21 protein-coding genes and 1 tRNA gene are annotated in these 25024 nt (G+C 69.4%); 15 read left to right on the top strand and 7 right to left on the bottom strand.

Annotated elements, in window-relative coordinates; genetic code table 11:
* Window positions 1-3: 3 nt before the first annotated feature.
* From ASC81_RS05160 to ASC81_RS05145, 4 genes are all read right to left on the bottom strand, one after another.
* Window positions 4-1923 carry a carboxypeptidase-like regulatory domain-containing protein gene (locus tag ASC81_RS05160; RefSeq protein ID WP_056263458.1) on the bottom strand — a complete coding sequence of 640 codons (1920 nt, stop codon included), beginning with the start codon at window positions 1921-1923 and terminating at the stop codon, window positions 4-6.
* Between the two features lie 76 nt (window positions 1924-1999).
* Window positions 2000-3568 (bottom strand): ABC transporter substrate-binding protein, encoded by a 1569-nt coding sequence (locus ASC81_RS05155; protein WP_056263456.1) that lies wholly within the window; start codon window positions 3566-3568, stop codon window positions 2000-2002.
* Between the two features lie 78 nt (window positions 3569-3646).
* The gene (locus ASC81_RS05150) at window positions 3647-4855 is read right to left on the bottom strand and encodes an HD-GYP domain-containing protein (RefSeq protein ID WP_082536257.1); all 1209 of its coding nucleotides are present in this window, start codon (window positions 4853-4855) and stop codon (window positions 3647-3649) included.
* 145 nt (window positions 4856-5000) lie between these two features.
* Entirely contained in the window at window positions 5001-5645 is a 645-nt protein-coding gene (locus ASC81_RS05145; RefSeq protein ID WP_056263453.1) for a cytochrome c, read from the bottom strand.
* A 100-nt stretch (window positions 5646-5745) separates the two neighbouring features.
* On the opposite strand from ASC81_RS05145, the gene ASC81_RS05140 reads away from it, so the two are divergent.
* From ASC81_RS05140 to ASC81_RS05120, 5 genes are read left to right on the top strand one after another with little or no spacing between them, the layout of a single operon-like run.
* Window positions 5746-6600 (top strand): MoxR family ATPase, encoded by an 855-nt coding sequence (locus tag ASC81_RS05140; RefSeq protein WP_056263451.1) that lies wholly within the window; start codon window positions 5746-5748, stop codon window positions 6598-6600.
* Window positions 6600-6827 (top strand): hypothetical protein, encoded by a 228-nt coding sequence (locus ASC81_RS05135; protein WP_056263450.1) that lies wholly within the window; start codon window positions 6600-6602, stop codon window positions 6825-6827. The genes ASC81_RS05140 and ASC81_RS05135 overlap by 1 nt, the downstream gene beginning before the upstream one ends.
* On the top strand, window positions 6824-7432 hold the full coding sequence (locus ASC81_RS05130) for a GNAT family N-acetyltransferase (protein ID WP_056263447.1): 609 nt from the start codon (window positions 6824-6826) through the stop codon (window positions 7430-7432). The genes ASC81_RS05135 and ASC81_RS05130 overlap by 4 nt, the downstream gene beginning before the upstream one ends.
* Entirely contained in the window at window positions 7429-9414 is a 1986-nt protein-coding gene (locus tag ASC81_RS05125) for a S9 family peptidase (protein ID WP_056263445.1), read from the top strand. Before ASC81_RS05130 ends, ASC81_RS05125 begins: the two co-directional genes overlap by 4 nt.
* A complete protein-coding gene (locus tag ASC81_RS05120; protein WP_056263443.1) occupies window positions 9411-11045 on the top strand; it encodes a M28 family metallopeptidase in 1635 nt (544 codons plus the stop codon). Before ASC81_RS05125 ends, ASC81_RS05120 begins: the two co-directional genes overlap by 4 nt.
* Here ASC81_RS05120 and ASC81_RS05115 read toward each other — a convergent pair.
* Window positions 11042-12319 carry an EAL domain-containing protein gene (locus ASC81_RS05115; RefSeq protein WP_156391749.1) on the bottom strand — a complete coding sequence of 426 codons (1278 nt, stop codon included), beginning with the start codon at window positions 12317-12319 and terminating at the stop codon, window positions 11042-11044. The genes ASC81_RS05120 and ASC81_RS05115 overlap by 4 nt on opposite strands.
* 114 nt (window positions 12320-12433) lie before the next feature.
* Here ASC81_RS05115 and ASC81_RS05110 point away from each other — a divergent pair, with 114 nt between their 5' ends.
* The 5 genes from ASC81_RS05110 to ASC81_RS05090 all read left to right on the top strand — a co-directional run bounded on the left by ASC81_RS05110 (window position 12434) and on the right by ASC81_RS05090 (window position 20297).
* Window positions 12434-13624 carry a VWA domain-containing protein gene (locus ASC81_RS05110; protein ID WP_056263438.1) on the top strand — a complete coding sequence of 397 codons (1191 nt, stop codon included), beginning with the start codon at window positions 12434-12436 and terminating at the stop codon, window positions 13622-13624.
* On the top strand, window positions 13621-15435 hold the full coding sequence (locus ASC81_RS05105) for an autotransporter assembly complex family protein (protein WP_082536256.1): 1815 nt from the start codon (window positions 13621-13623) through the stop codon (window positions 15433-15435). The genes ASC81_RS05110 and ASC81_RS05105 overlap by 4 nt, the downstream gene beginning before the upstream one ends.
* On the top strand, window positions 15432-19385 hold the full coding sequence (locus tag ASC81_RS05100) for a translocation/assembly module TamB domain-containing protein (protein WP_056263435.1): 3954 nt from the start codon (window positions 15432-15434) through the stop codon (window positions 19383-19385). The genes ASC81_RS05105 and ASC81_RS05100 overlap by 4 nt, the downstream gene beginning before the upstream one ends.
* Window positions 19386-19525: 140 nt before the next feature.
* Window positions 19526-19861: a hypothetical protein gene (locus tag ASC81_RS27730; RefSeq protein ID WP_235533568.1), complete on the top strand. Its 336-nt coding sequence runs from the start codon at window positions 19526-19528 to the stop codon at window positions 19859-19861.
* Window positions 19862-19937: 76 nt separating this feature from the next.
* Window positions 19938-20297 carry a hypothetical protein gene (locus ASC81_RS05090; RefSeq protein WP_156391748.1) on the top strand — a complete coding sequence of 120 codons (360 nt, stop codon included), beginning with the start codon at window positions 19938-19940 and terminating at the stop codon, window positions 20295-20297.
* Between the two features lie 26 nt (window positions 20298-20323).
* Here the strand turns inward: ASC81_RS05090 and ASC81_RS05085 are convergent, their stop codons facing one another.
* Window positions 20324-20671: a GFA family protein gene (locus ASC81_RS05085; protein ID WP_056263431.1), complete on the bottom strand. Its 348-nt coding sequence runs from the start codon at window positions 20669-20671 to the stop codon at window positions 20324-20326.
* Between the two features lie 101 nt (window positions 20672-20772).
* Here ASC81_RS05085 and ASC81_RS05080 point away from each other — a divergent pair.
* Window positions 20773-20847: transfer RNA gene (locus ASC81_RS05080), tRNA-Arg, on the top strand.
* 26 nt (window positions 20848-20873) lie between these two features.
* On the opposite strand, the gene ASC81_RS05075 is transcribed toward ASC81_RS05080, so the two are convergent.
* Entirely contained in the window at window positions 20874-21101 is a 228-nt protein-coding gene (locus tag ASC81_RS05075) for a DUF3606 domain-containing protein (RefSeq protein WP_056263428.1), read from the bottom strand.
* A 139-nt stretch (window positions 21102-21240) separates the two neighbouring features.
* Between ASC81_RS05075 and ssuE the strand changes: the two genes are divergently transcribed.
* The 4 genes from ssuE to ssuD all read left to right on the top strand — a co-directional run bounded on the left by ssuE (window position 21241) and on the right by ssuD (window position 25023).
* On the top strand, window positions 21241-21792 hold the full coding sequence (ssuE, locus tag ASC81_RS05070; protein WP_056263425.1) for an NADPH-dependent FMN reductase: 552 nt from the start codon (window positions 21241-21243) through the stop codon (window positions 21790-21792).
* A gap of 131 nt (window positions 21793-21923) precedes the next feature.
* Window positions 21924-22910 carry a sulfonate ABC transporter substrate-binding protein gene (locus ASC81_RS05065; RefSeq protein ID WP_056263422.1) on the top strand — a complete coding sequence of 329 codons (987 nt, stop codon included), beginning with the start codon at window positions 21924-21926 and terminating at the stop codon, window positions 22908-22910.
* Window positions 22907-23854, top strand: a complete 948-nt coding sequence (locus tag ASC81_RS05060) for an aliphatic sulfonate ABC transporter substrate-binding protein (protein WP_056263421.1) — start codon at window positions 22907-22909, stop codon at window positions 23852-23854. Before ASC81_RS05065 ends, ASC81_RS05060 begins: the two co-directional genes overlap by 4 nt.
* Complete coding sequence (ssuD, locus tag ASC81_RS05055) at window positions 23851-25023, top strand: FMNH2-dependent alkanesulfonate monooxygenase (protein ID WP_056263418.1); 1173 nt, start codon at window positions 23851-23853, stop codon at window positions 25021-25023. Before ASC81_RS05060 ends, ssuD begins: the two co-directional genes overlap by 4 nt.
* Window position 25024 lies beyond the last annotated feature (1 nt).

The following is a 25024-nucleotide window of genomic DNA, read 5'->3' as shown; positions in this document are numbered from 1 at the left end:
GCATCAAGGCTTGGCCGTGTAGCGCGTGTGAAAGCGCCGGCCCTGCAAATCCGTCGCCTGCAGCCACAGCTCGGACGCGACCGCGCCGACGGGCGTGAAGGCAGAGCCCAGCGTGACTGACGCACGCGGGGGCAGCGGGACCGCGGTGTCCATCACCGTCGGCGCGCCGCCGGCGGCGGGCGTGAAGACGCGCTTGACCTCGATGACCCGCAGGTCAGGGTTGGCTGCGGCCCAGGTGGCCCAGTTGATGGTCAGCGTGCCGCTCTGCAGGCTGGCGCCTGCCAATGGGTTGGCCACCGACACGCCGTCCATGACGGGGAAGCGCGCCGCCCCCGGCTCACCCAACACATCGGCGCGCAGCCAGGCACTGCGCGTTTCGGCGACGCCGGCGTAGCTGTAGTTGATGAGGTACTTGGCGCCGCGCACGCTGTCGACGCTGCCGATCCAGCCAACCGCCGAGCGCTGGATGGCGAGGTCACCGACGCCGCCCGTCGGGATCAGGTTGGTGGCGCCCGGTGTCGTCGACACGCAAAGCTGCGGCCGGTTGCAATAGCCGAACGGGATGCTGAAGCCGCCAGGCAACTGCACGGTCGCGGCGCTGATCAGCGGGATGGGCGGGTTGCCTGGCAGCGGGTCGGGCGTCTGCGCCTGGATCTCGACCTGCAGGCCGATACCGGGGTTGGGGACGACGGCGGTGCTGGCCGTGCCGTCGGCGTTCAGCGCCATGAAGCCCAGCGGCTGCACGGCGACGGCCAGCTTCTTGCCGTTGCCGACCAGGTTCCACTTGTTGGTGGTGGTCGCCGCCTTGTTGAAGCTGACGACGTCGCTGAACAGTTCGACGACGGTGCCGGTCGAGTCGCTGATGACGGCGCCCACCATCACCTTGGCGCAATTGCCCGTGGCCGGCGCGTCGTCGGCGCAACCCAGCAACTGGAATCGGCCGAACTGGCGGTTGGCGGTCGTGTAAGTGGACAGGATGCCGGCCATGTTCACCTTGGAGCGGCCGTTGTGCTTGTCGTAGCCGGCCAGCAGCGGCGAGTCCAGCAGCCGGCTGACGTCCTGGCCCTGGGCGATGAGCTGGTTGAGCGCGGCGCCGAGGTCGTCCAGGCCCGGCAGGTTGGCCAGCAGGGTCGAGGCGCTCGTCGCAGCCTTCAGCGTCGACGTGATGGCGGTGGCCGGCGCGGCGTCGCTGGTCTTGAGCAGTTCGGTGTGGGCTTTCGGCAGTTCGACAACGACTTCGGCCGTTGGCGCGGCGAGGAACTTGTTGCCGATCTGCAGCAGCGGCACGTTCAGCCGCGAGCGGGCGAGATTGACGCGCACCGCCTCGATGAGCAGGTCATGCGGGCTCTTGTTGGCGGCAAAGTTTGCGTCGGCCAGCAGGTCCAGCGTCTTGGGGTCGGTGAACTTCAGGTCGGTCAGCTGGGTCTTGACGAGCGTCTTCAGGAAGTCGCCGGCGGCGGGGACGGCGCTGGCCATCTGCGTGAGCTGGCTGGCGCTGGTGGCGGCGGCGGCAAAGACGGGTGCCGGCTCGGTGCCGAGCGACAGCGCGACGATCGCCTGGGTCAGCGGCGTCACATGGCCCACCATGGCGGCCGTGATCGTCGGCACCGCCGAATGCAGCACCTGCATGGTGCCGGCGGCGTCCAGGCCACGGGCCTGGATGAACAGCGGCGCGGCGGGGTTGTTGACCGACAGCGTCAGGTTGTAGCTGCCGTCGGCTGCATGGGTCGTTGCCGTGCCAACGGCCTTGCCCTGGCCGTCAACAACGCTGACCTGGGCATTGACCAGGGGCGCGCCGGTGGCGGCGACACCGCGCAGCGTGGGCGGTTTCTCCAGCGGCGGCGTGCCGCCATCGCCGCCACCGCCGCCTCCGCAGGCAGCGAGGAGCAGGGTCAGGGACAGGGCAGCAAGGCGGTACAGCATGGCGCGGGCGGTGAACTGGGCTTTGTCCAGTTTGCCGCGCCCGCCTATCTGGCAGTGGGCCGTAAAAGGCCCGGAATCAACGGCTGATCTGCACCCAGGCCAGCTCCAGCCAGTTGTCGGGCCGGTGCACCGCCGTGACATTCCCCCGCGCGCCCCAGGGCACGACCTGGCGGTGCAGCGGGATCACGTTGACCTGCTCGCGCAGTTCGGTCAGCGCGCCGCGGATGAGCTGCTCGCGCTTGGCGGCGTCGGCCTCGACGCTCGACTGCGCCGCCAGCGCGTCGGCCTTGTCATTGCGGAAGCCGCCGAAGTTGTAGTTGCCCACGCCCTTATCGCCGCGGTTGCGGTAGAGCGGCGTCAGGATGCTGTCGGCATCGGTCACCGAGCCGCCCCAGCCGTACAGGTAGAGGCTGGTGTCGTACTTCTCCAGCTTGGGGAAGTAGATGACGCGCGGCATGGCGTTGACCCGGACCTTGATCTTCAGCTGCGCCCACATCGATGCCAGCGCCGTGCAGATTTCCTCGTCGTTGATGTAGCGGTTGTTGGGGCAGTCCAGCGTCACCTCGAAGCCGTCGACAAAACCGGCCTCCTGCATCAGTTTCCTGGCGGCCGCCAGGTCGTGGGGCAGGCGGGTCTGCAGGGCCGGGTCGTCGAAGGAGGCGGTGCTGGACGGCGTCAACGCGCCCGTCGGCACCGACAGGCCGCTCATCAGCTTGGTCCTCAGCGCCTCGACGTCGATGGCCTGGTAGAGCGCGCGGCGCACGCGCACGTCCTTGAACGGGTTCTTGTCACCCGCGACATTGCCGTACAGCAGCTTGTCGCGCGCCTGGTCCATGCCGATGAAGACGAGGCGGTTCTCGGGGCCTTCGATGACCTTGACGCCGGCCGTGTTGCGCAGCCGTGCGATGTCGCGTGGCGCGGGGTCGAGCACGAAGTCGATCTCGCCGGATACCAGCGCCGCCAGCCGCGTCGCGTCGGTCGCGATGGGCGTGTAGACGACCTCCTGCACATTGCCCTGGAACTTGTTCCACCAGTTCGGGTTGCGCTTGAGCACGGTCTTGATGCCGGGCTGGCGACTGGTCAGCATGAACGGGCCGGTGCCGTTGGCGTGCAGCGCCGTATAGCTCTCTTCCTTGTTCTTGAAGTCCAGCGGCTTGGTGACCTTGTGCTTCTCGGACCAGCTGCGGCTCATGATCCAGAGCTGGTCGATGTGCTGCAGGAAGATGGGGTTGAAGGTGGTCAGCTGGAAGTCCACCGTCAGGTCGTCGACCTTTTTCGCCGTGCCGACGGCATTGGCCCAGACGGCGATCTGCGAAGTGGGCGCCTTGGCGCGCTGCACCGAGAAGACGACGTCATCCGCCGTCAGCGGCGTGCCGTCGTGGAACTTGACGCCAGGGCGCAGCTTGAAGCGCCAGGCCAGCGGCCCGGTCTGCTTCCATTCCATCGCCAGCCCCGGCACGATGGCCAGCTTGGCGTCGCGATTGGTCAGGCGCTCGTAGACCTGGCCGTTGACCATGTTGGTCAGGCTCTCGTTCTGCGAGTGCGGGTCCATGGTCTGCGGGTCACCCTGGCTGGCCCAACGCAATGTCTGGGCGGACGCGCCACAGGCGGCCACGAACAAAACTACACCCATCCACCGCTTCATCGCTGATCTCCCAACTGCTTGAACATGCAGTTTAGGAGGCCGGCAAAGCCCGTGCCTCAGCCCCGCGTCAGCCGCGCCTCAGCGCTTGCCGAGCGGGTTCCAGAGTTCGTCGAGCTGGGGGAAGTTCCAGTTCTCCGGCGGCTCGCGGCCGGCGATGCGGTCACTGGTGCCGGGGGCCGCCAAGTCGATGAGCTGCAGCGGGATGGGCATGCCCGATTTGGTCGAATAGAAAACCTTGACCTGTGGCGAGACGAGCGATGCAGGGTTCTGGTCAACGACCACCGCCAGGCGGCCGGACTGCAGGCGCACCAGCGTGCCGGTCGGATAAATGCCAACGCTCTTCACGAAGGCCTGGAAGATGACCGGGTCGAACTGGCCCTTCCACTGCGACATGCGCTGCAGCGAGCCGGCGGGGTCCCAGGCCGACTTGTAGGGCCGCGTCGACGTGATGGCGTCGTAGACATCGCAGACGGCGCCCATGCGGGCGAGCTGGCTGATCTGATCACCGGCCAGCTTGTGCGGGTAGCCGGTGCCGTCCATCTTCTCGTGGTGGTGCAGGCACACGTCCAGCGCCGCTGCCGGCACCTTGGCGCCCTCGTGCAGCAGCTCCCAGCCGCGCTGCGGGTGGCTCTTCATGACGCCGAACTCGGCGTCCGTCAGCGCGCCGGGCTTGTTCAGCACCTCCAGCGGCATCTGCATCTTGCCCACGTCGTGCAGCAGCCCGGCCAGGCCGGCCTCGCGCTGCTCGGCATCGCTCAGCCCCATCTGGCGGGCCAAGGACACCATCAGGCCGCAGACCGCGACCGAGTGCATGTAGGTGTAGTCGTCCTTGTTCTTGAGCCGCGCCAGGCTCAGGAAGGCCGACGGGTTGCGCGCCAATGTGGACGTGACCTCGTCGACGATGGGCAGGCAGACCTCGCTATCGATGGCCTTGCCCAGCCGCGCCTCGCCGAACAGCGCGATGACAGCGACCTTGGCGCGGCCGATCACCTCGGCGGCCCGACCCAGCTCGTCCTCCATGCCGACACGCGCAGCCGACGTGACCGAGGTGGCAGCCACGGCCGGCGTAGCCGGGGGCGGCACGGCAACGGCCGGCGGCACCACGTCACCACCCTTGCTGACGTCGATCCAGACGGCCGGCACGCCGCTGGCTTGCAGGGCGGCAAGGTCAGCGGCGGCGGTCAGCACGAACTTCGTCTTCCAGAACGGATGTGACAACCAGGCACCCTCCATCGCCTGGAGATACATGCCCAACCTCACCTCGCCCGTGGATATTTTTTTCAACATGACAGCGCCGTCTTGCTGGCGCCGAGTATCCGCGCCGCCCCGTGGGCACGCGTGCCGGCGAACGTGCAGCCTGCACGCTTTCCGTTACAGGCATGAAAAAGCCGCCCGGGCGGGCGGCTTGTGACGAACCGGCGCGTTCGGCCGGTCAGCGCAGCTTCGGCTGCGGCACCGTCGCCAGTTCGGTCGGCAGCGTGCTGATGTACTTGGCGATGGCCTTCAGTTCCGCATTGCTGAACTGCTTGACCTGGCCGACCATGATGGCGTTGTTGCGCCCCACGTTGGCATTGCGCTCGGTCTTGTAGGCCTTCAGGGCAACCGTCAGGTAGTCGGCGTGCTGGCCGGCCAGCTTGGGGTAGCTCGGGTCGATGGCCTTGCTGAAATTGGCGCCGTGGCAGGAGATGCATGCGCCCTTGTTGAGCAGCTCGGCCACATTGGCCGCCGGCGCGGGGACGCTGTCGGCAGCGGCCGGCCGCTGGGCCTGCTGCTCGTAGAAGGCGGCCATGTCGGCCATGTCCTGATCGGTCAGCGAGGCGGCAATGCCGCGCATCGTCGGGTGCTTGCGATCGCCCTTGGCATAGGCCTGCAGCGCCGCCACGATGTACTTGGCGTTCTGGCCCGCGATCATGGGCACCTTGTGGATCTCGGGGAAGCTGGCCTGGTAGCCCGGAATGCCATGGCAGCCGATGCACATCGCGACCTTCTTCTCTCCGGCCTTCACATCCTGGGCCTGGGCGGCCAAGGCGGTCAGGGCAGTGGCCAGGGCGAGCGAGATCTGCAGCAGTTTTTTCATGGTCCCGGGAGGTGTCTTGTCGTGAGCGGCGGCGATTATAGGGGCCCACCTATACTGGCTCGGCACCCCCGGCCCAGGCCCTTTCCCCTCTGCACGCCCCATGAAATTCCAAGGCTCCGACCAGTACGTCGCCACCGCCGATCTGATGCTCGCGGTCAATGCGGCGGCCAAGCTGCAGCGCCCCTTGCTGATCAAGGGCGAGCCCGGCACCGGCAAGACCATGCTGGCCGAAGAGGTCGCCACCGCCCTGGGTATGCCGCTGCTGCAGTGGCATATCAAAAGCACCACCAAGGCGCAGCAGGGGCTGTACGAATACGACGCCGTCAGCCGGCTGCGCGACAGCCAGCTCGCCGGCATCGAGGGCAGCGACCGCGTCCGCCACATCGAGAACTACATCGTCAAGGGCGTGCTGTGGCAGGCCTTCGAGGCCGACCAGCCGGTCGTGCTGCTGATCGACGAGATCGACAAGGCCGACATCGAATTCCCGAACGACCTCCTGCGCGAGATCGACCGCATGGAGTTCTATGTCTACGAGACGCGCCAGCTGATCAAGGCCCGGCACCGGCCGCTGGTGTTCATCACGTCCAACAACGAGAAGGAACTGCCGGACGCCTTCCTGCGCCGCTGCTTCTTCCACTACATCAAGTTCCCCGATGCCGCGACGATGCAGAAGATCGTCGACGTGCACTTCCCGACGCTCAAGAAGGACCTGCTGGCCGCAGCTCTGAAGAACTTCTACGACGTGCGCAACCTGCCCGGCCTGAAGAAGAAGCCCAGCACCTCGGAGCTGATCGACTGGCTCAAGCTGCTGGTCGCCGAGGACGTGCCCGTCGAGGCGCTGCAGTCCAAGGACGAGAAGGTCACCATCCCGCCGCTGGTCGGCGCCTTGCTGAAGAACGAGCAAGACCTGACGCTGTTCGAGAAGCTCGTATTCATGCAGAGAAACAACCGCTGATGGCTACCAATGATTTCGACCGCGCGATGCGCGAGGGCTTTGCCGATGCCATCGGCTTTGTCGGAGGCGCCCTGGCCGGCTGGGGGCTGGGCCGGCTGCTCGGCGTGGACTTCATCGCCAGCACCGACTGGAACGCCCAGCAGATGGGAGCCCTGGTCCTCATCGTCGTCGGCTGCGGCGTGGGCCGCTGGGCGGCCCGGCGCGTGATCCTCAAGGACAAGCCTTGAACCAGGCGCTCCGGCCCGTCGGGCCGGTCACGCTGGCCGCCGGGCCGATCCGACTGGTGCCGCTGACGCTGGCGCATGCGCCCGGGCTGCAGTCCGCGGCGGCGGACGGCCAGCTGTGGAACCTGCGCTTCACCAGCGTGCCCGCGCCGGACGAGACCCAGGCCTACATCGAGACCGCGCTCGCCGGCCAGGCCGCCGGCCACCGCCTGCCCTTCGCCGTGCTGGACGCGGCGAGCGGCGAGGTGCTGGGCTCGACCAGCTTTCACGACATCGTGTCGGCGGTCGCCCGCGTCGAGATCGGCTACACCTGGTATGCCCAGCGCGTGCAGCGCAGCGCGGTCAACACGACGGCCAAGCTGTTGATGCTGACGCACGCCTTCGAGACGCTCGGCGCCCAGCTCGTCGGCTGGCGCACCGACAACTTCAACCACGCCTCGCAGCGCGCCATCGAGCGCCTCGGCGCCAAGCGTGACGGCGTGCTGCGCCACCACGCGCTGCGCCGCGACGGCACGGTGCGCGACACCGTGATGTACAGCCTGACCGTGGGCGAATGGCCCGAGGTCAGGGCACACCTGAACTGGCAATTGACCCGACAGAGACCATGAACAACAAATCCAAGGCCTTCGACGTTGATGCACTCTGGGCCTTGGATCGCATCGGCGAACCCAGCCTCAGCCCCGACGGCGCCCAGGCCGCCGCCGGCGTCACGCGCCATTCCATGCAGACCAACCGGGCGCAGAGCAGCCTGTGGCTGTTCTCCACGCTGGGCGGGGAGCCCCGCCGCCTGACCGAGGCCGGCGAGAAGGACGGCAACCCGCAGTGGAGCCCGCGCGGCGACCTGATCGCCTTCACCGCCAAGCGCGAGCAGGCCGGTGTCAGGGATGAAGAGCCTCAGCTCTACGTCATCCCGCCCGATGGCGGCGAGGCGCGGCGCGTCGGCCAGGTGCCCACCGGTGTCGAGGCCTTCAAGTGGTTCCCCGATGGCCAGCGCATCGCCTTTGTCTCCTGGGTCTGGCCCGACCGCAAGGCCGATGCGCAGGCCGAGGCGCTGCGCGATTTCAAGAACCGCAAGGAAACCGCCTACGTCACCGACGAGGCGCTGTACCGCTTCTGGGATCACCACATTCCGATGGGCCGGGTGCCGCATCTGCATGTGATGGACGTGGCCACCGGCCGGGCGCGCGACCTGTTCGAGGGCAGTGCCTGGGAGCTGAGCCGCGCCGAGCCCGACGCCATCACGTTCGACATCTCGCCCGACGGCCGGCGCATCGCCTTCGCCTTCGACCCGGCAGCCGAGAAGAAGCTGGACGGCCGCTTCGCGCTGGCCGAGATCGACGTGAAGACGCGCCGGGGACTGACGCTGCTGCAAGACGCCGACTGGGATTTCGCCGCGCCGCGCTACAGCCATGGCGGCGAGCACCTCGCGTTCCTGGCCAGCCACCAGGCGCTGGGCCACAACCGCCCGAACCAGCTGGCCGTGCTCGACCAGCAGGGCCGCTGGGCCGTCTTCAGCGACGACTGGGACCACGAGGTCAGCGCGCCGCTGCGCTGGGTGGCGGACGACCAGTCGGTGCTGTTCGCCGCCGAGGACCGCGGCCGCCGCCACCTCTGGCAGTTCATGCTTAGCGAGCGCGTGGCCGAGCCCATCTTCGAAGGCGGCCATGTCGGCAGCTTTGCTTGTGCCGCCGACTTCGTCGTCATCAACCACGACGGCATGGCCTTCCCGCCGCGGCTGTCGGTGCTCGGCGAAGACGGCCTGCGCCGCATCGAGGCGCTGAACGACACGCGCCTGGCAGCCCACAGTTTCGGCCGCTTTGAGGAAGTGACCATCAAGGGCGCGCGCGGCGACGACGTGCAGATGTGGCTGACCTATCCGCCGGACTTCGACGCCAAGAAGAAATGGCCCGTCATGCATGTCATCCACGGCGGCCCGCACACCGCCTTCGGTGACAGCTGGCATTGGCGCTGGAACCATCAGGCCTTCGCGGCGCAAGGCTACGTGGTCGCCTGCGTGAACTACCACGGCTCCTCCAGCTTCGGTCATGAGTTCCTCGACAGCATCACCGGCCACTGGGGCGAGTACGAACTGCAGGACGTCGAGGCCGGCACCGACTGGCTGCTGCAAAAACGCTGGGTCGACAAGAAGCGCATCGTCGCCACGGGCGGCAGCTATGGCGGCTTCATGGTGGCGTGGATGAACGGCCAGGTGCCGGCGGGCCGCTACCAGGCCTATGTCTGCCACGCCGGCTGCTACGACTGGCAGGCCATGTATGCCGACGATGCCTACAGCTGGCATCGCAAGGAGCTGGGTGCCGCCTACTGGGACGACCCGGCCAAGGTCGCGGCCCAGAGCCCGCATGCCTTCGCCGCCAACTTCAAGACCCCCACCCTCGTCATCCACGGCGCAATGGACTACCGTGTGCCCGATGCCCAGGGCCTGGCCTACTACAACACGCTGAAGTCGCTGGGCGTGCCGTCGCGGCTGGTGTGGTTCCCGGACGAGAACCACTGGGTGCTGAAGCCGCGCAACAGCCGCGTCTGGTATGGCGAGTTCTTCGCCTGGCTCGACAAGCACCTGGCCCGATGAAGCGGCGCGACCTGCTGGAGACCTGGGTCGCCGCGGCAGCGGCAGCCGCCCTGCCCGCGGCGGCGAACTCAACGGTGGCGTTGATGCATCGCGCGCAGGCCGACCTGCGCCGTTTGCAGGCGCATCTGCACTTTCTGGCCGATCCGCTGCTGGAAGGCCGCGAGACCGGCACGCGCGGCTACGACCTGGCCGCCGCCTACGTGGCCAGCCAGTTCGCGCAGCTCGGCCTCAAGCCCATGGGCGATGCGGGCAGCTACGCCCTGCCCGTGCCGCTGAGAACCAGCCGGCTGGCGGCCACGGCGCCGTCGCTCGACCTCTGCCGTGGCGAGACCTGTGAGCGCCTGGCCTGGCTGGATGAGTTCAGCACCCGTCCCGACCTGTCGGTACTTCACAGCGACGTGAAGGCGCCGCTGGTCTTCGCCGGCTACGGCATCACCGCGCCGCGCTTCGGCCTGGACGACTACGCCGGCCTGGACGTCAAGGGCAGGATTGCGGTCGTGCTGTCCGGCCGGCCGCCGCAGATGCCGTCCACCGAAGGCGCCCACTTCGGCAACGGGCGCACCAAGGCGGAACTGGCCGCGCGCCACGGCGCCGTCGGCGTCATCACGCTGGCCACGCCGCGCAGCGAGATCGTCGCGCCCTTCCATCTCAACCGCCAGTTTGCCGACAACGTCGCGATGGACTGGCAGACCCCAGACGGCCGCGGCGGCAGCGACATCCCCGGCCTGCGCGCCGCCGCCACCGTCAGCGTCCAGGCCGCTCCGAAGCTGCTGGCCGCGCTCGGCCGCGACTACGCAACCCTCGTGTCCGACGCCGAAGCCGGCCGCCCGCTGCCACGCGGCGACCTCGGCCTCGTCGCCCGCCTGGTACGGCACAGCGTGCACGGCCAGGCCCGCAGCCACAACATCGCCGGCCTCATCGAGGGCCGCCACCCGCGCCTGAAGGATGAAGTGGTCGTGCTGTCGGCCCACCTGGATCATCTCGGCAAGAAGGGCGACACGATCTACCCCGGCGCGATGGACAACGCGCTCGGCATCGCCACGCTGCTGGAGGTGTTCCGGCTGCTGGCCCACGGCGCCGCGCCCGACCGATCCGTCCTCGTCGTCGCGCTGACCGCCGAGGAGAAGAACTACCTCGGCTCCGCCTACTTCGCGCGCAACCCGCCCGTGTCAGCGGCCCGCCTGGTGGCCAACGTCAACATTGACATGCCCATCCTGTTGCACGACTTCAAGGACGTCGTCGCCCTCGGCGCGGAACATTCGACGCTGGGCGACGCGGTGGCTCGTGCCGCGGCCGATCTGGGCCTGGGTGTGGCGCCCGACCCGCAACCCGAGCAGAGCCGATTCACGCGCTCCGATCAGTACAGCTTCGTGCGTCAAGGCATTCCCGCCGTCATCCTCGGGCCGGGCGGCGCCTCCTTCGACACCAAGGAAGACGGCAACGCGCTGATGCGCGACTTCCGCCGCCAGCGCTACCACCAGCCCGGCGACGACCTCGGCCAGCCCTTCCACTGGGCCGCAGTCCAGCGCTTTGCCCAGTTGCAATGGGGGCTGGCCCGCGAGATCGCCCAGCAGCCCGAGCGGCCACGTTGGCTGCCAGGCGACTTCTTCGGCGACTTGTACGGTCGCTAGCTCGTCCAGTCGATATCCGCGCACAGCACGCGCAGGCCGGCCGGCGTGGCGCAGGCGACCGACAGCGTCACGCACATGCGTGCGCCGTGCAGGCTCAGATAGGGCCGCGTGATCTGCGTGACGCCGGGTTCCTCCAGCGCGCGGCGAAAGTAAGGCCGCCGCGCCCAGCGCGCGTCGCTGGCCAGGCCGAGCGGCCGAAAGCGCGGGTCCTGCGACCGGTCGGGCACGCCCGCCGGCAGCAGCGGCTCAGCCACATGCCGGCCCTGCTCGTCCAGCAGGAAACAGACCTGCACGCCGGGCAAGGCCAGCAGCTCGACGCAGGCCTCGGCCAAGGGCCTGTCCTGCAGCCGCGCCTGCGCTTGCCGCAGCGCCTGACGATAGGGTGCGACATGCATGGCATGAACGCGGCGCGTGTCGGCATGGCGCCCGTCCAGCAGCTCCCAGATCTCCTCGATCTCGTCCGACACGCCCTGCGGCCCCAGCATGCCGGGGACCGGCCTGCCGAAGGCGAAGCCCTGCACCATGTCGACGTCCACGTCCAGCGCCAGCATCGCCTCGTCGCGCGTCTCCACGCCTTCCAGCAGCACCAGCGACCCGCACTCGTGCAGCAGCGACACCATCTGCGCCAGCACGCGCGCGATGCGCGGTGAATCGCAGGCACGGCGCAGCAGGCTGCGGTCCAGCTTCACGATCTCCGGGTGGATGTGCCAGATGCGGTCGAAGTTGGAATGACCCGCGCCGAAATCGTCCAGCGCCAGCAGGCAGCCGGTCTCGCGCACATTGGCCACGGCGCGCTCGAAGTCGGTCTCCTGGGCCATGATGTCCTCGGTGACCTCCAGCACCAGCCGGTGCATGGGCAGGCCCAGGGCCTGCATGGTCCGCACCGACGCATCCAGCGCCTGCGTCTGCTGCCCGCCGTGCACGAAGACCGTGGGGTGGATGTTCAGGAACAGCCAGCTGTCGTCATCGGCCTGGTGCACGAAGTTGTGGACATGCAGCAGGCGGCACAGGCGGTCGGCCGCCCACTGCTGCTCGAAGCTGCGCAGCTGCTCGAAGAACTGCAGCGGCGAGACGGCGTTGCCGGCCGCGTCTGCCACCCGCAGCAAGGCCTCGTAGCCCACCGCGCGGCGGTGCGGGAAGCTGAACACCGGCTGGAAGCTGCTGTCCAGCAGCCAGTCGCCCTGGCGCGCCCGCCAGCGTCCGTCCTGCATCTCCAGCGACTCGATGAGCCGCAGCAGCATGGCATCGGCACCGGGCGGCGCGACGGCTTTCAAGGCGGGCCCTGCAGCAGCGACATGCGGCCCATACTAGGCTCGCCCTCCTACAAAGTCGCGGGAATATCGCACTGCATAATCGTTTTCGACTCCGCTGTACTTGACCGCGTCGCCATGCTGATCCAGTTTTTCTATACGCTGCGTGCCGCCAAGCTCAAGGTGACAGTGCCCGAGTACCTGACGCTGCTGGAGGCCTTGCAGGCCGGCGTCATCGGCGGCCCCGACAACGGCGGCACCGCCAGCATTGACGACTTCTACCACCTGGCCCGCACCAGCCTCGTCAAGGACGAGACCCAATACGACAAGTTCGACCGCGCCTTCGCTGCCTACTTCAGGGGCGTGGAAATGCTGACCGACTTCACGGCCGAGGTGCCGCTGGAGTGGCTGAAGAAGAACCTCGAAATCAACCTGACGCCCGAGCAGAAGGCCGCCATCGAGAAGATGGGCTGGGACGAGCTGATGGAGACGCTCAAAAAACGCTTCGAGGAGCAGAAGGAGCGCCACGAGGGCGGCAACCGCTGGATCGGCACGGGCGGCACCAGCCCCTTCGGCAACAGCGGCTACAACCCGCAGGGCATCCGTATCGGTGGCGCCGGCGGCAACAAGAGTGCCGTCAAGGTCTGGGAGCAGCGCGCCTACCGCGACTACGACGACACGCTGGAACTCGGCACGCGCAACATCAAGGTCGCGCTGCGCCGCCTGCGCCGCTTCGCCCGCGAGGGGTCGGAGCTGGAGCTGGACCTGGACGGCACCATCCACGGCACCGCCGCCAACGCCGGCATGCTGGACATCCGCATGCAGCCCGAGCGCCACAACAAGGTCAAGGTGCTGCTGCTGATGGACGTCGGCGGCACCATGGACGAGCACGTCAGCCGCGTGGAGGAATTGTTCTCTGCCGCCAAGAGCGAGTTCAAGCACCTGGAGTTCTATTACTTCCACAACTGCGTCTATGACTTCGTATGGAAGAACAACCGGCGCCGCTTTGCCGAGAAGCTGAGCACCTTCGACCTGATCCGCAAGTACAACCGCGACTACAAGCTCATCTTCGTTGGCGACGCGACGATGAGCCCCTACGAGATCCTGCAGGCCGGCGGCAGCGTCGAATACAACAACGAAGAACCCGGCGCGGAATGGATCCAGCGCCTCACGCACGCCTTCCCCCGGTATGCGTGGATCAACCCCGAGCCGCAAGGCGTCTGGCAGTACCGGCAGAGCATCGCGCTGATCCAGCAGCTGATGCAGCAGCGCATGTTTCCGCTGACCCTGTCCGGGCTTGAGGGCGCGATGCGGCTGCTGAGCAAATGAGGCGTCTTCTCGCACTGCTTGCTGCAGTGCTGCTGATTGGCTGTGCGACAACCGCCCCGACGCCAGCGCCCGTCCCGGTCCCCGACGTGCCAGCCGACGCGCCCGCCGTCTACAGCCTCGACATCGAGGTTGAGGACGACTTCCGCGACAACCGGCTGCGCAACCTGTTGCGGCAGCACCTGGACATCGCCCGCTACCGCGCCAGCGAGGCAGCGCTGAGCCGCGTCGAGCTGGCTCGCCTCGCGGCCGCGGCGCCGGCCCAGGCCCAGACGCTGCTGGAGACGGCGGGCTTCTTCAACGCGACCGCGCGGGTCGAGCGCGATCCGGATGACGCCTCGCAGCTGCGCCTGCACGTCACGCCGGGGCCGCGTACCCGCGTTGCCAGCGTCAGCATCGACTTCCAGGAGGGCCTGGCCGACGCCAATGACGACGCCAAGGCGCTGCGCGAAAGCCTGCGCCGCGCCTGGCCGCTGGGCGAGGGCGACACCTTTACCCAGGCCGCGTGGGCCAGCGGCAAGAACGAGCTGCTGGTGCGCGTCCGCGCCGGCGGTTATCCGCTGGCGCGCTGGGCCGAAACCAATGCCCGCGTCGATCCCGACACGCAGACGGCCGAGCTGCGCCTCGTCGTGGCCAGCGGCAACCGGGCCAGGTTCGGCACGCTGCGCATCGAAGGCCTGAACCGCCAGACCCGCCAGACCGTCGAGCGCCTGACCGGCTTCAAGCGCGGTGGCGTCTACACCGAGCAGCAGCTCGCCGACTTCCAGGAGCGCCTGGCCAAGACCCAGCTCTTCGACGCCGTGCGCGTGCAGCTGCAGCCCGAGACGGTCGAGGCCGATGGCACCAGCCCGGTCCTCGTGACGCTGACCGAAAGCTCGCTGCAGCAGGCCACCGTCGCCGTCGGTTACCACGCCAACAACGGCCAGAGCATCAGCGTCGAGCACCTGCACCGCCGGCCCTTCGACCTGCCCGTGCGCGCGCGCTCCAAGGTACAGGTCAGCCGCGACCTCAGCGGCCTGGAGCTGGAGCTCAGCTCCCACCCCCAGCCCGACCTCAAGCGCAACCTCGCCTCGCTGCAGTTCGAGCATGACCGCAGCAGTGACAAGACGGCCCAGAACCTGGGCCTGCGCCTGGGCCGCATCTACGAGGCCACGCAGAACGAGCGCCTGAGCTATGTCGAACTGCTGCGCGCCCGCGAGACGGCCGGCAATGTCGTCAACACCAACCTGGCCATCTCCATCAACCAACAGTGGATACGCCGGCGCCTGGACAGCAACCTGCTGCCGACCGACGGCCACCAGGCCCTGGCCCTCATTGGCCTGGGCCACGTACGTGGCGGCGGCACCGATGACAGCGGCCCCTTCGGCCGCATGCAGTTCAAGCTGGGCTACTACAAGCCCATCGGTGGCTGGTTCGGCTCGGCCCGCGCCGAGCTGGCCCAGGTCGTCACGCGCGAACAGGTCGGTGTGCCGGAGAAGCTGCTCTTCCTGGCCGGCGGCGACGAGTCGGTCCGCGGCTATGCCTACCGCAGCCTCGGGCCGGTGCAGAACGGCCTGACCGTGGGAGGCCGCGTGATGGCCACCGGCAGCGTCGAGATCGCGCGGCCCATCCTGGCCAGCTTCCCCAGCCTCTGGGGCGCAGCCTTTGTCGACGCCGGCAATGCCGCTTCGCGCTGGAACGACTTCAAGCCCGTCGTGGGCTACGGTGCCGGCGTGCGCTGGCGCAGCCCCGTCGGCCCGCTGCGTGTGGACTTCGCGCGTGCCCATGAGACGGGCAAGTGGCGGCTGCACTTCTCCGTAGGCATCACGCTGTGAGGCGCTCCGTCCGCATCCTGCGTAACGCCCTGATCGGGCTGACCGCCGTCCTCGTGCTGGCGGCGGCCTTCGTCGCCTGGCTGCTGCAGCGCCCCTCGGGCGGCGCCTGGTTGATGGCGCACCTGCCGGGCGTGCAGGTCGAGGCGCCGGAGGGTTCGCTGCTGGGCGACTTCCGCGCCAAGCGCCTGCTGCTCAAGTGGGCCGGCGGCGAGGCCGAGTTGATAGGCCTGCGCTGGTCGGGTCTGGGAGCCAGCCCTGGCCAGCGCCTGCTGCGAGCGTCCGAGGTGTCGGTCCAGGACGTCATCGTCCGCACCCAGCCCAGCACCGGGCCCACGGTCGAGCCGCCCGAGCTGTCGCTGCCGCTGGGCGTGCGCATCGCCAAGCTGCACATCGGCAGGCTGACGTGGTCGGCCACCCAGCCGCCGCTGCAGAACATCGTCGCCGAGATCAACCTGCCGCGCAGCGGCACCCACCACGTCAAGCTGACCGGCGCACGCTGGCAGCACCTGCTGCTCACTGGCGAGGCCAAGGTCGACAGCGCCGCGCCGCTGCACACCGAGGCGACGCTGACGGTGCAGCAGAACGAAGCCACCGACCTGCCCTGGATGGCCGTGGCCGCCGCACGCGGGCCGCTGGCCAGGCTGGCCGCCAAGGCCGAGCTGGAGGCGGCCAAGCAGACGCTGAAGGCAGAGGGCCAGGTCCGCCCGTTCGCGCCCTGGCCCGTCAACGCGCTGAAGCTGCAGGCCGACAAATTCGATCTCGCCGCCCTCAGCAGCCTCGTGCCCGGCCTGCCGCGCACGGCGCTGACCGGCACCGCCACGCTCGACGCACCGGCCCTGAATACCGAGGCCACGCTGCAGGCCGACCTGCGCAACGACGCCGCTGGCCGCTGGGACCAGGGCGCCCTGCCCGTCAGGCGCCTGGTCATGACAGTGGCCGGCCGGCCCGACCAACTCACCAGCCTGCGCCTGTCGGCACTGGACGCCGAGCTGAGTGGCGGTGGCCGCGTGCAGGGCAAGGGCGCGCGCGAAACGAACGGCCGCTGGCAGCTCGATGCCCGCGTGCAAGGCCTGCGCCCCGAGGCACTGGATGCGCGTGCCACGCCGGCGCGGCTGGACGGCCCGCTGCTACTGTCCGGCGGCGGCGCCGACCAGCCCCTGTCCGCCCGGCTGGACCTGCGCGGCACGGTGCAGGCCAAGCCGCTGCGCCTGCAGGCCCGCGTGCAGGGCCGGCTGCATGAACAAGGCAGCAGCTGGGACATCGAGGAAGCGCGCCTGAGCAGCGGCGACGCCGCGCTGCAGGCCAGCGGCCGCGTCGACGCCACCGCGGCGAACGGCCTCGCTGCCCGGCTGGACGCCAGGCTGCGCCAGTTCGACCCGCGCCTGCTCTGGCGCGGCCAGCCAGGCACCGCCTGGGCACGCCTGGCCGCCACCCAGCTCAACGCCGATGCGCAGCTGGACGTGCGCGGCAGCAGCCTCGACAACGCCACGGGCACGGTCGATGCCAAGGTGCTGCCCAGCCAGCTCGGCGGCCTGCCGCTGCAGGGCCAGTTCAGCGTCAAGCGCGCACGGGCTGCCGACGCCGCGGCCTTCGACGCCGATGCGCGCCTGGGCAGCAACCGCGCGCAAGCCAAGGGGGAGGCGCGCACCACGGCCGCCTCGGCGCAATGGGCGCTGCAGGCACCCAGGCTGGCCGAACTCAACCCGCTGCTGGCGCTGTTCGAGCAAGCGCCCGTTGCCGGCCAGGCCGAGGGCGAGGGCGATGCGCAGCTGCAGCGCGCGCCTGCCGCCCGTGGCAAGGCCGCGGCGACGCCGTCCTGGCGCATCGGCGGCAATGGCCGCCTGACGCTGACGGGCGTGAATGCAAGCGGCACCGCGGTCGGCAATGCGCGAGGCCGCTGGACGCTGCCGCTGCCGGGCGCCGACGGCGACGGCCCGCTGGCCCTGGCGCTGGAAGTCAATGGCCTGCGCCATCCACGCGCGGACATCAAGACCGCCAAGGTCGACCTGCAAGGGCGCCGCAGCAACCACGAGATCAAGGCGCAGCTCGCCGGCCGCGCGCGGCCCGCGCCGGAGCAGGACCTCAACCTCGGCGCCACCCTGCAGGCCCAGGGCCGCTGGGACGGCCAGGCCTGGGCCGGCCGTATCGCCACGCTGGACATGGCGCCGCTGCGGCCCAACACGCCCGCCATGCTGGCCGCCACCGGCGTGAACCTGAAGATTGGCCCGGGCCTGAGCGTCGTCGCGGAACCCGGCCGCGCCGAGGTCGGCGGCGCCTTCGTGCGTTGGCAGGCCTTGAGCTGGCGGGGCGGCGAGCGACCGGAAGCGCGCGCGCAGCTGCAGCTGGAAGACCTGGCCGCCGCGCCGCTGCTGGCGCGTTGGCAACCCGACTTCGGTTGGAGCGGCGATCTGCGCGTGACAGGCCACGCCTCGCTGCTCTTCAATGAGAAGCTGACGGCCGAACTGCTGATCGAGCGCAAGAGCGGCGACCTGCGGGTGACCGATGAGTTCGGCTCACGCCCGCTCGGCCTCACCGACCTGCGCTTGGCGCTCAATGTGCAGGACGGCCTCTGGCAGTTCGCGCAGGGCCTGGCGGGCAGCGAGCTGGGCAGCTTCGGCGGCGCGATCGCATTGCGGCCCACGGGGCTGTGGCCGAACGCCCAGACGCCGGTGCAGGGCGTGCTGCAGGCCAACGTGGCCCAGCTCGCCAACTGGGGCAGTTGGGTGCCGGCCGGCTGGCGCCTGGCCGGGCGCGTGGGCGCGACGGTGCAGCTGGCGGGCCGCGCCGGAGCGCCGCAGCTGACCGGCACGGTCGATGGCGACGGCCTGGCGCTGCGCCACCTGCTGTACGGCGTGGACTTCACGGAAGGCCGCTTCTCGCTGGCGCTGAACGGCCAGCATGCCGAGCTGACGCGGCTGGAGGCCCGCGGCGGCGACGGTTGGCTGCGCGCCACCGGCCGCGCCGACTTCGGCGCCAAGCCGACTGCCCATGTCGAGCTCAAGGCCGACAAGCTGCGCATGCTGTCGCGCGTGGACCGCCGCATCGTCGCCAGCGGCGAGGCCCAGCTGGACCTCGACGACCAGGGCCTGCAGCTGGCCGGCAAGCTGCGCGCCGACGAGGGCCTGATCGACTTCACGCAGGCCGATGCGCCGACGCTGGCCGATGACGTGACCGTGGTGCGCAGCTCTCGCAACAGCGGCCTTCAGTCACCATCGACGCCACCGCCCCCTGAGGCCGTGCGCCGCTCGACCGTCAATGTCGCGCTGGACTTCGGCCGCGACTTCAAGGTGCGCGGCCGCGGCCTGGCGACCACGCTGCGCGGCCAGCTGCAGATCTCGCAAAAGGACGATGCCCCGCTGCGCGTGACCGGCAAGCTCGACGCCGATGGCGGCCAGTACGCCGCCTACGGCCAGAAGCTGGAGATCGAGCGCGGCGACATCAGCTTCACCGGCACGCTCAACAACCCCTCGCTGGACCTGCTGGCCGTGCGGCCCAACCTCGACATCCGCGTGGGCGTGTATGTCGGCGGCACGGCGCTGGCACCGCGCGTCAGCCTGTATTCCGAGCCTGACATGAGCGACACCGACAAGCTCTCCTGGCTGCTGCTCGGCCGCGAGCCCGACGGCCTCGGTCGCACCGACACCGCCCTGCTGCAACGTGCCGCTGTCGCCCTGCTGAGCGGCGAAGGCGAAGGCGCCACCGGCCGCGCGCTGCGCAACATCGGGCTGGACGAGCTGTCGCTGTCGCAGAGCGATGACGACACGCGCTCGACCATCGTGCGGCTGGGCAAGCAGATCTCGCGGCGCTGGTATGTCGGCTACGAGCGCAGCCTGAATGCCACGACCGGCTCCTGGCAGCTCATCTACCGCATCGCCCAGCGCTTCACGCTGCGGGCGCAAAGCGGCGACGACACCGCGCTGGACCTGATCTGGCAATGGAAGTGGAACTGAGGACCCGCTCCGCGCTGCCAGCCCCCTCCTACGCGCGAACGCGCCGCTACGGAGCCCCGCTTCCCGGACCGGCCTACAAGCGCAGGCGCCAGCAGCGGCCAAAGTTGACTCATCGCTGTTGATTCCCACGGAGGTTCAGCATGACCCAGCTTCGGTCCACCGCGCTCACTGCCGACGATCTGCCCCAGACGCCCGCAACGGCGGCGCCCACGCTGCTGTCGGTGCCCGCGGCCGCGCCGCTGGCCCCCGTTGCCGACGCCCTGCCGACCCAGGCCCAGGCCACGCACCTGCTGCACTTCGAGCCGCTGGCCGCGCAAGGCGCCGGCCTGGACATTCCCTGCGATCCCGAAGGCCATGTCGGTCTCGACGCGCTGGGCGACAAGGCACGCAACGACTACTTCTTTGCGCGCGCCCTGATCGGCTGCGTGTTCGCGCGTCCCACCGTCAAGCAGGCTATGCCGCTGATGCGCGCCTGATCGTTAGGCACCGTCCTACAGCCAAGCCACGGCGCGCCCGACAACGCACGCCCGACGCGTCTTCGAAGATGCCGCCATGTCCCAAGAATCGCTTCCAATCCTCTCCCTGCCACCCCTTCCGGTGGCCGATGACCAGCACGTGGACGCCGACCTCGACGTCTCGCTCAGCACGCCATCCACGCTGGTCGTCAACGCCAGCCTTGAGCTGGAGGCCGGCGAGGCCGGCCGCCGCAGCGTCGAGCTGGCCTTGGTCATCCCCCGGTCGCAATGCCGCGGTGAACGACCGCTGCTCACCGCTTTGCTGAACGCGGTGCAGGCCGCCGTCGCACGCGCCACCCGCGGCGGCAGCAGGCATGCCATCGCAGGACTGCCGCGCCGCGTGCTGACGCAGATCGCCGGCCGGCCCTACCTGGTCACGCAGTTCGAAGCCGCCTGAAGCCACGTGAAGCCGGCGCCACGCCCCTACATCGCCCGTCCGTCGTAGTGCGTGACGGGCACTGCCCGCAAGTCGATGCCGTCCAGGCAACGGATGTTGATCGCCGCCGTCACGTCGCCGTTGGGCGCCTTGCCCTCGCCATAGGGATGAATGCCGCAGGTCGGGCAAAAACGGTGCTGGATGACGTGCTTGTTGAAGGTGTAGGTGCTGGCGTTGCCCTCGGGCGTCAGCAGCTTGAGCGCACTGCGCGGCACGAACCACAGCAGCGAACCCTTGCGCTGGCAGATCGAGCAGTTGCAGGCCAGGGCGGAGTCGATCTCGCCGTCGACCTCAAACTTGATGTGGCCGCAGTGGCAGCTTCCTTGGTGAGTCATGTCGCGCTCCGCGATTGAAGGACGGCGCATGCTGCCAGAAAGCCCGCCCTACCCCATGCGAGAATGCGCGCCGCCCTGATGGCGTGGCTCCACGCCCGGTGCTCTCCGTAGTTCAATGGATAGAACGGCCGCCTCCTAAGCGGCAAATGTGGGTTCGATTCCCGCCGGAGGGACCAGCCCTACCTGGCGCACCGATGGCAATTCAGGACGCGGCGGCGCCGCGGGCCTCCTGATCCGCGTTGGTCGAGGCACGGCTGCCTTTGAGGTGCATCTCGACCTCGGACGCGCGACTGCCGACCGCGTCCACCGCCTCCTTGATCTGGTCGGGCGTGACGTCAAACTTCTTCGCCCAATAGTGCAGGTCGTCGTCCAGCTGGACGTCGATTTGGTCGCGGGCCTGGCCGCTGTGCTGTGGGGTGTCGTCGGGCATGGCGGGCTTTCAAAGAGGGCAATGGCCCAGCGTGGCAGGCGGCGTGCCAACGCTGCGCGAATAAACATTGCCGCTTTCCTTCGTTCACCGAAGATGCGCCGTTCCCTATCGTGCAAAGCCTGAACCCCAACAGGCCGCCATGCACATCACCAGCCTCTCCGCCAGCCCCAGCGAACACTCGCGTTCCGCCTGGCTCACCCAGTTCGCGTTGACGCGCCTGGCGGGCCGCGGCTCGCAGACCGTCGCCATCCTCGTGCGCGACCTGCCCGCCGCCGGCCTGCTGACTGCCGACGTGCAGGAGCCGGCCATCGCCGCCGCCGTGCGGGCGATCGAGCAGGCAGACCTCGTCGTCGTCGGCACGCCCATCTACAAGGCCGCCTATTCGGGCCTGCTCAAGGTCTTCCTCGACCTGCTGCCGCCCGACGCGCTGCGCGACAAGCTGGTGCTGCCGCTGGCCACCGGCGGCAGCCCGGCGCATTTCCTGGCGCTCGACTACGCGCTCAAGCCGGTGTTGTCGGCACTGGGCGCCCGCCATGTGCTGGACGGCGTGTTCGCCACTGACGCTCAGTTGCGACGTCACGAGTCCGGCGGCTTCCTGCCCGAGCCCGACCTGATTGCCCGCTTGGACCGCGCGCTGGCGCCGCTGTCGTCGCGAATGCGGGCGCAGCCCGAGCCGGCGCTGAGCTGTTGATGCCGGCCGGCTGAGTCTCCACCACCCCTTGTCTCCTCGCCCCCCGTTGCGGGATCGGCGACTTCATCCCGGCGCCACGGGTGCTGATCGGGTGCGCCCCGGCGCCGGGATCTTTTTGAACAGGACAACACATGCTCTTCCGATCTTTCCTCCGCTGGACCGCACCGCTGCTGCTGACCGCCGCCGGCCTCCACGCCACCGCGCAGACCAGCTCGCTGCCCGGCACCTTGCGAATCGGCTTCCAGAAATCCGCCAGCCTGCTGACGCTGCAGAAGTCCAGCGGCTCGCTTGAAAAACGCCTGGCCCCGCTCGGCGTCACCGTCAAATGGGTCGAGTTCCCCGCCGGCCCGCAACTGCTCGAAGGCTTGAACGTCGGTGCCGTCGACGTGGGCTTCGTCGGCGAGGCGCCGCCCATCTTTGCGCAGGCGGCGGGCGCGCGTTTCGCCTACATCGGCTTCGATCCCGCCGCGCCCGAAGCCGAGGCCATCGTGGTGCCCAAGGACTCGCCGATCAAGTCGGTCGCCGAGCTCAAGGGCAAGAAGGTCGCGTTCAACAAGGGCAGCAATGTCCATTACCTGCTCGTCAAGGCGCTGGAGAAGCAGGGCCTGAAGTTCAGCGACATCCAGCCCGTCTACCTGCCGCCGGCTGACGCCCGCGCGGCCTTCGAGCGCGGCGCGGTGGATGCCTGGGCGATCTGGGACCCCTTCCTCGCCGCCGTCGAGAAGCAGAGCGGCGCCCGCCAGTTGCAGGACGGCCGCGGCCTCGTCAACAACTACGCCTACTACCTGGCCGAGCGCAGCTATGCGCAACAGCAGCCGCAGGTGATCCAGGCGCTGTTCGACGACACCCAGGCCCAGGCGGCCTACCTGAAGGCCAACATCAAGGCCGCGGCCGCAGTCATCGCGCCGCTACAGGGCCTGCAGCCCGAGGTCGTCGAGAAGAGCCTGACGCGCTACGAGTTCGGCGTGAAGCCGCTGACGCCCGCCGTCGCCGCCGAGCAGCAGAAGATCGCCGACACCTTCCATGCGCTCGGCCTGATTCCCAAGCCCATCCGCGTGGCCGACGCCATCCCCGCCAACGCTGCCGGCACGGCCAGGCTCGCGGAGGCGGCGCGATGAGTGCCCACACCACCCGCCGCGCCGCGGTCGCCATCCTCGCCACGACGGCAGCGGTCTGGTCGCGCGCCCGTGCCGACGCGTCCGCCCAGCTGCGCATCGGCTTCCAGAAGGGCTCGCTGAACCTCGCGCTGCTCAAGAGCTACGGCCTGCTGGCGCAGCGCCTGCCCGGCACGCGCGTGCAGTGGACCGAGTTCCCCGCCGGCCCGCAGCTGCTCGAAGCACTGGCGCTGGGCAGCGTCGACCTCGGCGCCACCGGCGACTCGCCACCCGTGTTCGCACAGGCAGCGGGCAAGGACGTCGTCTACGTCGGCGCCGAGCCGGCCAAGCCCGATAGCTCGGCACTGCTCGTCAAGCCCGACTCGCCGCTGAAGACACTGGCCGACCTGAAGGGCCGCCGCGTGGCTTTCCAGAAGGGCAGCAGCGCGCACTTCCTGACGGTGCAGGCGCTCAAGCGCGCCGGCCTGGCCTGGAGCGACATCCAGCCGGTGCACCTGCCCCCGGCCGACGCGCGCGCCGCCTTTGAGCGCGGTTCGGTCGATGCCTGGGCGGTGTGGGACCCCTACTACGCCGCGGCGGAGGTCACCGGCGAACTGCGCGCGCTGGTGACCAGCCGCGGCCTGACAAACAACAACACCTTCTATCTCGCATCGCGCTCGCTGAGCCAACAGCCAACCCTGCTGAGAACGCTGTTCCAGGCCCTCACCGACACCGACACGCGCGCCCGGGCCGACAAGCGGGAGGCGGTGCAGCGCTATGCCGACTTCGCCGGCCTGCCGGCGGCCACGGTGCAACGCATGGTCGAGCGGCGCGGCCCTGCGCCGGTCGGCCCGCTGACGGCCGACCTCATCCGCGACCAGCAGCAGGTCGCCGACGCCTTCGCCGAACTCGGCCTCATCCCCCGCCCCATCCGCATCGCCGATGCGCTTGCCCAGGTCAAAGCATGAAAATCTTTTGGTTCATCCCCACCCACGGCGACAGCCGCTACCTCGGCAGCTCGCGCGGCGCGCGCGTGGCTGACCATGCCTACTTCAAGCAGATCGCCATCGCGGCCGACAGCCTCGGCTTTGAGGGCGTGCTGCTGCCCACAGGCCGCAGCTGCGAGGACTCCTGGGTCGTCGCGGCCAGCCTCATCGACGCGACCAAGCACCTGAAGTTCCTCGTCGCACTGCGGCCCGGCCTCGTCGCGCCTTCGCAGAGCGCCCGCATGGCCGCCACGCTGGACCGGCTCTCGGGCGGCCGCCTGCTCGTCAACCTCGTCACCGGCGGCGATGCCGAGGAGCTGGCGGGCGACGGGCAATTCCTCGACCACACCGCGCGCTACGAGCAGTCGGCCGAGTTCATCCGCATCTGGCGCGAGCTGCTGGCCCGCTCGCACACCGGCGAGCCGCTGGACTTCGACGGCGAGCACCTCAGCGTCAAGGGCGGCAAGGTGCTCTACCCGCCCATCAGCCGGCCCTACCCGCCGGTGTTCTTCGGCGGCTCCTCGGGCCCGGCGCACGATCTGGCGGCCGAACAGGTGGACACCTACCTGACCTGGGGCGAGCCACCGGCCGAGGTCCAGAAGAAGCTGGCCGACGTGCGCGAGCGTGCCGCCGCCCGCGGGCGCGAGCTGCGCTACGGCATCCGCCTGCATGTGATCGTGCGCGAGACCGAGGACGAGGCCTGGCGCGCCGCCGGCGAGCTGCTGTCCGAGCTGGACGAAGCGACCGTCGCCGCCGCCCAGTCGCGTTTCAAGGGCATGGACTCGGTCGGCCAGCGCCGCATGGCCGAGCTGCATGGCGGACGCTTCGATAAGAACGACGTCCGCGCCGGGCTGGAGATTTCGCCCAACCTGTGGGCCGGCGTGGGCCTGGTGCGCGGCGGCGCCGGCACGGCGCTGGTCGGCAACCCACAGCAGGTCGCCGACCGCATCAAGGAGTACGCCGACCTCGGCCTCGAATACTTCATCTTCAGCGGCTACCCGCATCTGGACGAGGCGCACCGCTTTGCCGAGCTGGTGTTCCCGCTGCTGCCGCTGGCGGTACGCGAGAAGCTCAGCGCCCCGGCGCTGACTGGGCCGTTCGGTGAAGTCGTGGCCAACAGCTACGTCCCAAAAGCGGTCTCCGCGAGCTGAC

The organism is Pelomonas sp. Root405, assembly GCF_001425165.1.
Classification (GTDB): Bacteria; Pseudomonadota; Gammaproteobacteria; order Burkholderiales; family Burkholderiaceae_C; genus Pelomonas.
Note: the sequence above shows the minus strand (reverse complement) of the source record. Positions and strands in the feature narration are given on the sequence as shown.